Source organism: Herbaspirillum lusitanum P6-12 (assembly GCF_000256565.1).
GTDB lineage: Bacteria > Pseudomonadota > Gammaproteobacteria > Burkholderiales > Burkholderiaceae_D > Herbaspirillum > Herbaspirillum lusitanum.
In genome coordinates this window covers 1-10,400 of the sequence record NZ_AJHH01000716.1, presented here as the reverse complement: position 1 = coordinate 10,400, position 10,400 = coordinate 1, and the positions used below count along the sequence as shown (strand labels likewise).

Genomic DNA, 10,400 nt, shown 5'->3' with positions numbered 1-10,400 from the left:
TTTTTTTTGGGCACCGCGCCGGGAATCGCTTCCAGTGGCTCGCCCGGCACGGCATCCAGCGCCGGCCGCGCCCGCATCAGCGCTTGCGTATAAGGATGGGCGGGCGCGTCGAACAGGTCGCGCACGCTGCTTTGCTCGACCACCTGGCCGGCATACATGACCACCACGCGGTCGCACATTTCGGCGACCACGCCGAGGTCGTGCGTGATCATCAGGATCGCGGTGCCATGCTCGCGCTTGAGTGCGCGCATCAGGTCGAGGATCTGCGCCCCCCGGGGGCGGCGACGCCGGATTGGGGATGCCGCCTTGCAGCACGATGCGCTGACGCACCTGGTCCGGATGCTCGCGCGGGATCGCCGACAGCAGCGCCTGCGTGTAGGGATGCCTGGGCGCGCCGTAGACGCTCTCGCAGCTGCCGTACTCGACCATGCGGCCGAGGTACATCACGCCGATGCTATCGCTGACGTGGCGGATCACGGCGAGGTCGTGCGAAACGAACAGATAGGTGAGGGCGAATTCCTTTTGCAGCTCTTGCAGGAGGTTGAGGATTTGCGCCTGGATCGAGACGTCGAGCGCCGATACGGCTTCGTCGGCGACCACCAGTTTCGGCCGCGTGATGATGGCGCGCGCGATGCCGACGCGCTGGCGCTGGCCGCCGGAGAATTCATGCGGATGGCGGCTGGCATAAGCCTGGCTCAACCCCACCACGTCGAGGATTTCGGCGACCTTGCGCTTGCGCGTGGCGCGATCGAACAGGCCATGCACGATCAACGGTTCTTCCAATACCTCGCCGATGGTCATGCGCGGATTGAGCGACGCGAACGGATCCTGGAACACCATCTGCATGTTGCGGCGCATGGCGCGCAGGGCGGAAGAAGATAATTTGGAAATTTCCTCGCCCATGAAGTTGACGCTGCCGGCGGTCGGCTCGATCAGGCGCAGCACGCTGCGGCCGGTGGTCGATTTGCCGCAGCCGGATTCGCCGACCAGGCCGAGCGTCTTGCCTTCCTCGATGGCGAACGAGACGTCGTCCACCGCCTTGACCGGCGCTGCGCCGCGCTTGCCGGCGGCGAAATGTTTTTTCAGGCCGGAGACCTGGAGCAGGGGAGCGGAACTCATGTCGGCCTCTTCAATTCGGATACCAGCAACGCGCCAGATGGCCGTCGCCTGCGCGATCATCTACGGCATCAAGCGTCGGCGCATCGCGACGGCAACGCTCCTGCACCTTCGGACAACGCGCGGCGAAGCGGCAGCCGGATTCCACCGAACCCGGCAACGGCACCGCGCCGGGAATCGCTTCCAGTGGCTCGCCCGGCACGGCATCCAGCGCCGGCCGCGCCCGCATCAGCGCTTGCGTATAAGGATGGGCGGGCGCGTCGAACAGGTCGCGCACGCTGCTTTGCTCGACCACCTGGCCGGCATACATGACCACCACGCGGTCGCACATTTCGGCGACCACGCCGAGGTCGTGCGTGATCATCAGGATCGCGGTGCCATGCTCGCGCTTGAGTGCGCGCATCAGGTCGAGGATCTGCGCCTGGCGATCCTGGAACACCATCTGCATGTTGCGGCGCATGGCGCGCAGGGCGGAAGAAGATAATTTGGAAATTTCCTCGCCCATGAAGTTGACGCTGCCGGCGGTCGGCTCGATCAGGCGCAGCACGCTGCGGCCGGTGGTCGATTTGCCGAAAAAACCCCCCCCCCCCCCCCGGGGGCGGCGACGCCGGATTGGGGATGCCGCCTTGCAGCACGATGCGCTGACGCACCTGGTCCGGATGCTCGCGCGGGATCGCCGACAGCAGCGCCTGCGTGTAGGGATGCCTGGGCGCGCCGTAGACGCTCTCGCAGCTGCCGTACTCGACCATGCGGCCGAGGTACATCACGCCGATGCTATCGCTGACGTGGCGGATCACGGCGAGGTCGTGCGAAACGAACAGATAGGTGAGGGCGAATTCCTTTTGCAGCTCTTGCAGGAGGTTGAGGATTTGCGCCTGGATCGAGACGTCGAGCGCCGATACGGCTTCGTCGGCGACCACCAGTTTCGGCCGCAAAAAACCCCCCCCCCCCCCCCGGGGGCGGCGACGCCGGATTGGGGATGCCGCCTTGCAGCACGATGCGCTGACGCACCTGGTCCGGATGCTCGCGCGGGATCGCCGACAGCAGCGCCTGCGTGTAGGGATGCCTGGGCGCGCCGTAGACGCTCTCGCAGCTGCCGTACTCGACCATGCGGCCGAGGTACATCACGCCGATGCTATCGCTGACGTGGCGGATCACGGCGAGGTCGTGCGAAACGAACAGATAGGTGAGGGCGAATTCCTTTTGCAGCTCTTGCAGGAGGTTGAGGATTTGCGCCTGGATCGAGACGTCGAGCGCCGATACGGCTTCGTCGGCGACCACCAGTTTCGGCCGCGTGATGATGGCGCGCGCGATGCCGACGCGCTGGCGCTGGCCGCCGGAGAATTCATGCGGATGGCGGCTGGCATAAGCCTGGCTCAACCCCACCACGTCGAGGATTTCGGCGACCTTGCGCTTGCGCGTGGCGCGATCGAACAGGCCATGCACGATCAACGGTTCTTCCAATACCTCGCCGATGGTCATGCGCGGATTGAGCGACGCGAACGGATCCTGGAACACCATCTGCATGTTGCGGCGCATGGCGCGCAGGGCGGAAGAAGATAATTTGGAAATTTCCTCGCCCATGAAGTTGACGCTGCCGGCGGTCGGCTCGATCAGGCGCAGCACGCTGCGGCCGGTGGTCGATTTGCCGCAGCCGGATTCGCCGACCAGGCCGAGCGTCTTGCCTTCCTCGATGGCGAACGAGACGTCGTCCACCGCCTTGACCGGCGCTGCGCCGCGCTTGCCGGCGGCGAAATGTTTTTTCAGGCCGGAGACCTGGAGCAGGGGAGCGGAACTCATGTCGGCCTCTTCAATTCGGATACCAGCAACGCGCCAGATGGCCGTCGCCTGCGCGATCATCTACGGCATCAAGCGTCGGCGCATCGCGACGGCAACGCTCCTGCACCTTCGGACAACGCGCGGCGAAGCGGCAGCCGGATTCCACCGAACCCGGCAACGGCACCGCGCCGGGAATCGCTTCCAGTGGCTCGCCCGGCACGGCATCCAGCGCCGGCCGCGCCCGCATCAGCGCTTGCGTATAAGGATGGGCGGGCGCGTCGAACAGGTCGCGCACGCTGCTTTGCTCGACCACCTGGCCGGCATACATGACCACCACGCGGTCGCACATTTCGGCGACCACGCCGAGGTCGTGCGTGATCATCAGGATCGCGGTGCCATGCTCGCGCTTGAGTGCGCGCATCAGGTCGAGGATCTGCGCCTGGATGGTGACGTCGAGCGCGGTGGTGGGCTCGTCGCAGATCAGCAGGCCGGGATTGCACAGCAGCGCCATGGCGATCATCACGCGCTGGCGCATGCCGCCCGAGAGACTGTGCGGATAGTCGTCGACCAGTTGCTCGGCGCGCGGCAGGCCGACCCGCTGCAGCATGGCGATGACCTGCGCGTCGATGTCCTTGCGGCTCAGATTGCCGTGCACCTTGAGCATCTCGCGCAGCTGGTGGCCGATACGATGCAGCGGGTTGAGCGAGGTCATCGGCTCCTGGAAGATCATGGCGATCTCCTTGCCGCGCATGCTGCGCAAGGTGGCGTCGTCGGCTTCCAGCATGTTGCTGACCCTGACGCCGTCGTTGTATTGCACCGAGCCGCTCAGCTGCGCCTTGCTGGCCATCGGGAACAGCCGCAGGATGGACAGCGCAGTGACGCTCTTGCCGCAACCGGATTCGCCCAGCAGGCCGACGGTTTCATTGGCGCCGACCGAGAACGAGACGCCGTCGACCGGCGCCACGCGCTTGCCGTTGCGGACGAATTCGACTTTTAGATTGTTGACTTCCAACATGGCCGGTTCTCTCTAGCGGTACAGTTTCGGGTCGAATACTTCGCGAATGCCGTCGCCCAGCAAATTGAAACCCAGCACCACCGCAAAGATCGCCACGCCCGGCCACAGCGCCAGCGTCGGATTGGTGTTCAGGTAGCCTTGCGCGATATGCAGCATCGAGCCCCAGCTCGGATCTTCCGCGCGAGCGCCGAGGCCGAGGTAGGACAAGCCGGCTTCGGCGATGATGGCCGAGCCCATCGCGAAGGTGGCCTGGATGATCAGCGGCGCCATCGCATTCGGCAGGACGTAGCGCCACATGATGCGGAGGTGGCCGGCGCCGACCGAGCGCGCCGCCATGACGTAATCGAGATTGCGGATGCTCATCGCCTGGCCGCGCGCGAGACGGATGAAGGCTGGCGCGAAGCCGATGCCGACCGCCGCCATGGCGTTGTAGAAGCCGCCGCCCAGCGCCGCCGCCAGGGCCAGCGCGAGGATCAGCGGCGGGAAGGCTTGCAGCGCGTCGACGATGCGCATCACCACCCACTCATCCCAGAAACCGCGGAAGTAGCCGCTGGCGATGCCGACCGGCACGCCGACGCAGAAGGCCAGGCCGACCGCGATCAGGGCCGCCTGCAGCGAGATGCGCGCGCCGTACAGCATGCGCGAAAAGATGTCGCGGCCGAGATCGTCGGTGCCCATCCAGTGGGTCGTGTCGGGACCCGACAGCAGGTTGCCGTAGTCCTGGTCGAAGATAGGATCGTGCGTCGCCAGCAGCGGCGCAAAAATCGCGATCAGCACCAGCAGCAGAATGATGGCGGCGCCGAGCACGGCAAGGCGATTGCCGGCGAAACGGCGCAGGCCGGTGAAGCGTTGCCGGCGGGGCAGGGCGTCCGCTGCATTAGCGGGAGTGGCGATGGCCTGGTCCATATTTGCTTTCATGTTGGCGGTCACCTTTCGATGCGCGGATCGATGACGGTGTACAGCACGTCCACCGCCAGGTTGACGATCACCACCATCAGCGCGGCGGCCAGCACGCCGCCCTGCACCATGACGTAGTCGCGCTGGAAGATGGCGTCGACGATCATCTTGCCCATGCCCGGAATGGCGAAGATGCTTTCCGTGATCACCAGCCCGCCCAGCAGCACCGACACCATCAGGCCGCTGGCCGTGACCACCGGGATCAGCGCATTGCGCAGCGCGTGGCCGATCACCACCTGCCAGTCGCGCAGGCCCTTGGAGAACGCAGTGCGGATGTAATCTTCATTGAGCACTTCGAGCAAGCTGCTGCGCACCATGCGCATCAGGATCGCCGACTCGCGCAGCCCGGTCGCCAGCACCGGCATGCACATCGCCGCCAGGTTGCCGCGCCAGTCCTCGGTGAACGGCACGTAGCCCGAGGCCGGCAGCCAGCCCAGCTTGACCGCGAACAGGATGATGAACATCATGCCCAGCCAGAAGTGCGGCACCGACATGCCGAACAGCGCCACCAGCGTGGTGAAGTAGTTGGCGATGCCGCGCGGGCGCACCGCCGAGAGGATCCCGGCCGGCACCGCGATCAGGATGCCGACGGCGAAGCTGCCGACCGCCAGTTCGATGGTCACCGGCAGGCGCTGCATCAGCACGTCGATGACCGGCGTGCGGTCGATGAAAGAGCGCCCGAGGTCGCCGTGCAGCACATTCCACAACCAGCGCGCGTATTGCACGTACAGCGGATCGTCGAGACCGAGCTGTAGGCGCAACGCGGCCGCCGCTTCGGGTGTCGCTTCCAGGCCGAGGATGGCGGTCACCGGATCGCCGGGCAGGATCGCCAGCAGCGAAAAGATCACCATGCTGACCAGCAGCAGGGTGGGGATGACCAGCAGGATGCGTTTGATCAGTGGCGACATGGGTGATGTGAAAGACTTGGGTAATGCATGTAATGTGGCCGGAAGGCATTGCCGCCGCAGGTCCTCGCCCACGGCGGCAATCCAGGCCGCTATCGATTGATTACTTCGACAGCGTGGCCGTACGGATCACGCCGTCCGGCACCAGCCTGAAGCCCTTGATCGACTTGGAAATGCCGAACAGCACGTTGTCGTGGTTCAGGAAGACGTAAGGCACATCCTTCACCAGGATCTGCATGGCCTGGTCGTAGAAGACCTTGCGCTTGGCCTCGTTGCTTTCCAGGCGGGCTTGTTGCAGCAGGTCGTCGACTTCCTTGGTGCCGTACTTGGAATAGTTCAGCGAGCCGTTGGTGACGGTGAAGTCGTAGACGTTCTGGTCAGGATCGGGACGGCCGCTCCAGCCGACGAACAACGCTTCATGCGTGCCCGCCTTGCCTGCCTCGATCTGCGTGGCCAGCTCGGCTTTTTCCAGCGTGACGCTGATGCCGGCCGGGCGCAGCATGCCCTGAATCATCTGGCCGACCTGCGATTCATACGGCGTGGTCGGCAGCGTCAGGCGGAAGCTGAAACCGGCTTCCTTGCCGGCCGCCTTGAGCAGCGCCTTGGCGCGCGCGAGGTCGACTTTCGGCGGTGCATCGGCGTCGCCATGGGCGAACTGGGCCTTGCTGAACGGCGAATGCGCGGCGGCGACGGCGCCGTTGTAGACCACCTTGGCGATGGCGTTGCGATCGATCAGGATGTCGACGGCTTCGCGCACTTCCTTCTTGTCGAACGGCGGCTTGGAGGTATTCAGGTAAAAGCCGCGGAAGCCCAGCGACGGTTTGTTGATGACGGTGTACTTGGCGCCGGCGTCGATGTTGGTGATTTCCTTGTACGGAAAACGGTTGGTGATATCGACCTGGCCGCTGCGCAGATTGTTGAAGGCGACGTTGACGTCGTTCATGATCTTGTAGGTGACGCCGTCGACCTTGGGCAGGCCGGCTTGCCAGTAATGCGGATTCTTTTCCAGCGTGATGGTGGCGCCCTTGAGGCGGCCCTTGTAGATGAAGGGACCGGTGCCGACCGGGTTGTTGACGTAGTCGTCGCCATATTTCTTGACGGCGTCCGGCGAAGACATCATGCCGGCGCGATCGGTCAGGATCGACATGAACGGTGCGAACGGCGCAGTCAGCTCGAGCTTGACGGTGCTGTCGTCGATCACCGTGATCTGCTTGATGTACTTGAGCTCATTGCGGCGCAGGGAGGCTTTCTCCTGTCCGCGCAGCAGGTTGAATTCCACCGCCTTGGCGTTGAACGGCGTGCCGTCCTGGAATTTCACGCCCTTTTGCAGGTACAGCGTATAGGTCTTCTGATCGTCGGAAATGGTCCAGCGCTGCGCCAGCATCGGCACGATCTTGCCGCTCTCGTCCAGATCCACCAGCTTGTCGAAGATGCTTTGATAGACGATGCGCTCGGTGATCATCGACGATTGCGTCGGATCGAGCTTGCCCGGATCGTCGTCCAGCGAAATATTGATGACCGCGGCAGAGGCCGACAGCACCGCGCCGCTCAGCAGACCGGCGGCGGCAAGACGGGTGAAGAGACGCGTTAATGCATATGAAAGCGGAAGAAAAGACTGGCTCATCGTTGTTCCTTTAAATGTAGGCACCAATGTATACATCAAAGTAGACATGCATTTATCGTGCCACAGGCTGGGGACGGAGAGCAGCGTAAAACGGCGAGAAAGCCTGGTTTTTATTTGGCCGGAAGGCAGGAAAGCCTTGTCCGGAGCGCCATTGCGGCGCACAAGAAACCGCCGGACGAGGGCGGTTCACGGCGACAAATCGCCATCAGGATATTGCCAAAAAGAAAATTCATGACATGCGAGAAAGTGCGCCTTGGTGCAACCTCGACTTTGCCGTGCCACCTAAATGGTGCGACGCATGAGTTTACGCCGGCGATGCGCGGTCAGCGCTGCTTCAACGCCGTCGCCGCAAAACCCGCGCTGTTGCAGTTTGCCAACGCCAACGCGTGCTTCACGCCGTCTTGCGCCCTTGCGGGCTGGCCAGGGCGACGCAGCGGCGCGCCAGGATTTCGGTCGGATCGAGCACCGGCACGCGCTTGCCTGCCACGGCAAACTTGTCGTCCTGGGCGATCAGCAGCGGCAATTCGGTACAGCCGAGCACGATGACGTCGGCGCCGTTGGCGACCAGATGGGCGATGGCGCGCTGCAGTTTGGCGCGCACGTCGTCGTTGACGAAGCCGGCTTTCACGCCTTGCACGCCGTAGATGACGTCCATGACCATGGCCTGGTGCCCGGCGTCGGGCACGATCATGCTGAATTTGCCGTGCCCGTTGCTGCGCTCGCCGTTCTGGTCGACGGCCTGTTGATAGACGCCGCTGGCGATGGTGCCGGATGTCGCCAGCAGGCCGATGCAGGTTTTGTCGCCGTGGCGCTTCTTGATGTAGCTGACGGTTTCCGACAGCATGTTGACGATCGGGATCGACAGGTAGGACTGGATGCGTTCGACGAAGGCGTGCGCGGTATTGCACGGGATCGCGATGATGTCGGCGTTGTCGCTCTCGAGGCGCTTGCAGGCGGCGTAGATCGCCACGGTCGGATCGGCGCCGTCGCCGATCAGGTTGTCGGTGCGGTCGGGGATCTTGGGATTGTGTTCGACCACCAGCTTGATGTGGTCCTGGTCGCGCGCGGCGGGAGTGTTCCGGATGACCTTTTCAATGAAGTCGACCGTGGCCGCCGGGCCGACGCCGCCGACCACGCCGATCTTGAACGAGCGTCCCACCTGTTCGGCCTGGAAGCTCAATGCCGATTCCGCATAGATCTGGTTGGTGTCGATGATCGGGATGCCGCGCGCGCTGAGCGCCTCGGCCACGGTGGCGATCTCGGTCATGCCGGGCACGATGACCTGCGCGCCCTGGTCGAGCAAGTCCTTGCAGGCGCGGTACAGCAGGTCGATCGACTCGCCGTCGAGGTAGCCGTTCTTGATGCCGGTGGTGCCGTAGACGGCGCGCATCAGGCAGGCATGCTGCATCACGGCGGACGGGTAGAGCAGCTCGCAGTCGTCGGCGAAATATTTCTCGAACAACGCCTTCTTGCGCACGTAGCTGGAAGTCAGCACGCCGATCTTTTGCAGCTTGGGCAGGCGCTGTGCCAGGTGGCTGCGGATGGCGGCGACCATGTCGATGATGGGCACGCCGATCTCGGCCTGCACTTCGTCGATGAAGGTGTGGCTGATGAAGCAGGGCAGCAGCACGGCGCTGGTGCCGCGCTGCTCGAAGTCGCGCAGCATGTCGAACACGTACAGCTTGCGCGTGTTGGTCTGGGCATTCTCCGCACCGGCCATGTCGGCGTCGTCGAAAGCCAGTTGGCCGAACAGCACCTTGACGCGGTCCTTGCCGACTGTCCTGGCTGCGGTGCGCGTCATTTTTGCGTACAGGTCCGCGCTGCCGATGGCGCCGAGGCCGCCGATCACGCCGACCGACATTGCTCGCTGGATTTGTTCGACTTTCATGGATACGCTCGCACGGATGTTGTTCTATGTGCCGAGCATAATCGTTGCGGCGCGCGACGCTATGCAAAGTAGTACGGAGGTTATGTCGCCAAAGCATAGTTTGCCGCAACAGGCGCCGGGCGGGACTTTCCACGCCCGGTTGCAGCTGATATACATGCAACCGGGCAGGCATTGTACGGTCGCCCCGTCCGGGCGCCGCCAACCCGGCAACAAGGAAGACAGCCGATGGACATAAGCTGACGGTCTCCTGACCCCGAGGAATAATTAAGCGACCGGCTCGCTTTCCCCTCAAGTACGGCATCGCAGCATCCGTTAATGTCAGGATGCGCATCGTATCGACCGGATATCCGCCTGTTCCTGCATGAAGAGCCAACAGCCACAAGCTGCAAACATGGCCGGAGGGACAAGGCAAGCGGCGAACAGCGCCCAACCTCGAGGGAAGACAATGAAAAACCTGAAAATCGGTACGCGCCTGGGCATCGGTTTCGCCGCCATCCTGGTGCTGATGAGCATCATTACCGCGATCGGCGTCTGGCGCCTGCAATCGGTGGGCAACATGACCGACTACATGGTCAACAACGCACTGGCCAAGGAAAGGCTGGTCAATGCTTTCTACAAGTCGATCGAACTCAACGTCGGCCGCATCGTCGCCGCCGCCAAGAACGCCGACCCAGTACAGCAGAAGTTCTACAAGGACCAGATCGTCGCCACCATTTCCAAGAACAACGAATACGTCAAGCAGATGGAAGCGACCATCGTCGACGACCAGGGCAAGGCGATGCTCAATGAGATCAACGAACGCCGCAAGGTGGTGATCGCCGCCAACACCGAGGTCTTCAAGGAAAAGGACGCCGGCAACGAAGAAGGCGCCCGCAAGGTCGTGGAAGAAAAGTTGCTGCCCAACAGCAAGCTGTACCTGGCCTCGATCGAGAAATTGTCCAATATGCAGAGCGACGCCATCACCACGCTGACGCACCAGGTCAACGACCTGTTCAAGACCGCGCGCCTGCTCATGATCGTGCTGGGCGGCATCGCGCTGGTGGCCGGCATCGGCCTGGCGGTGTTCATCACGCGCTCGATCACGCGACCGCTGGTCACCGCGGTCGGCGTCGCCGG

The 10,400-nt window shown here is 63.6% G+C and carries 7 protein-coding genes and 4 pseudogenes; 1 reads left to right on the top strand and 10 read right to left on the bottom strand.

All coding sequences use genetic code 11. The features are described 5' to 3' along the window. From HLUSI_RS35030 to cuyB, 10 genes and pseudogenes are all read right to left on the bottom strand, one after another. A pseudogene (locus tag HLUSI_RS35030) lies at nt 1-269 on the bottom strand (oligopeptide/dipeptide ABC transporter ATP-binding protein); the annotation flags it as partial. A gap of 1 nt (nt 270) precedes the next feature. Then, a pseudogene (locus HLUSI_RS30340) lies at nt 271-1,119 on the bottom strand (ABC transporter ATP-binding protein); the annotation flags it as partial. A 10-nt stretch (nt 1,120-1,129) separates the two neighbouring features. After that, nucleotides 1,130-1,540 (bottom strand): annotated as a pseudogene (locus HLUSI_RS30335) (oligopeptide/dipeptide ABC transporter ATP-binding protein); the annotation flags it as partial. A gap of 178 nt (nt 1,541-1,718) precedes the next feature. Further along, nucleotides 1,719-1,865, bottom strand: a pseudogene (locus tag HLUSI_RS34710) (oligopeptide/dipeptide ABC transporter ATP-binding protein); the annotation flags it as partial. Between the two features lie 25 nt (nt 1,866-1,890). Further along, nucleotides 1,891-2,916, bottom strand: coding sequence for an ABC transporter ATP-binding protein (locus tag HLUSI_RS30330; RefSeq protein ID WP_269147437.1), 1,026 nt, complete (start codon nt 2,914-2,916; stop codon nt 1,891-1,893). A gap of 10 nt (nt 2,917-2,926) precedes the next feature. Beyond that, nucleotides 2,927-3,910, bottom strand: coding sequence for an ABC transporter ATP-binding protein (locus HLUSI_RS0123290; protein WP_016836229.1), 984 nt, complete (start codon nt 3,908-3,910; stop codon nt 2,927-2,929). 12 nt (nt 3,911-3,922) lie between these two features. Continuing rightward, nucleotides 3,923-4,816, bottom strand: coding sequence for an ABC transporter permease (locus HLUSI_RS0123285; RefSeq protein WP_016836228.1), 894 nt, complete (start codon nt 4,814-4,816; stop codon nt 3,923-3,925). 20 nt (nt 4,817-4,836) lie between these two features. Then, complete coding sequence (locus tag HLUSI_RS0123280) at nt 4,837-5,775, bottom strand: ABC transporter permease (RefSeq protein ID WP_016836227.1); 939 nt, start codon at nt 5,773-5,775, stop codon at nt 4,837-4,839. A 100-nt stretch (nt 5,776-5,875) separates the two neighbouring features. Next, nucleotides 5,876-7,396: an ABC transporter substrate-binding protein gene (locus HLUSI_RS0123275; protein ID WP_016836226.1), complete on the bottom strand. Its 1,521-nt coding sequence runs from the start codon at nt 7,394-7,396 to the stop codon at nt 5,876-5,878. Nucleotides 7,397-7,787: 391 nt separating this feature from the next. Further along, nucleotides 7,788-9,284: a cysteate racemase gene (gene cuyB / locus HLUSI_RS0123270; protein WP_016836225.1), complete on the bottom strand. Its 1,497-nt coding sequence runs from the start codon at nt 9,282-9,284 to the stop codon at nt 7,788-7,790. A gap of 445 nt (nt 9,285-9,729) precedes the next feature. Here cuyB and HLUSI_RS0123260 point away from each other — a divergent pair. Further along, nucleotides 9,730-10,400, top strand: a 671-nt coding sequence (locus tag HLUSI_RS0123260) for an MCP four helix bundle domain-containing protein (RefSeq protein WP_016836223.1), incomplete at its 3' end; no start/stop codon positions are given.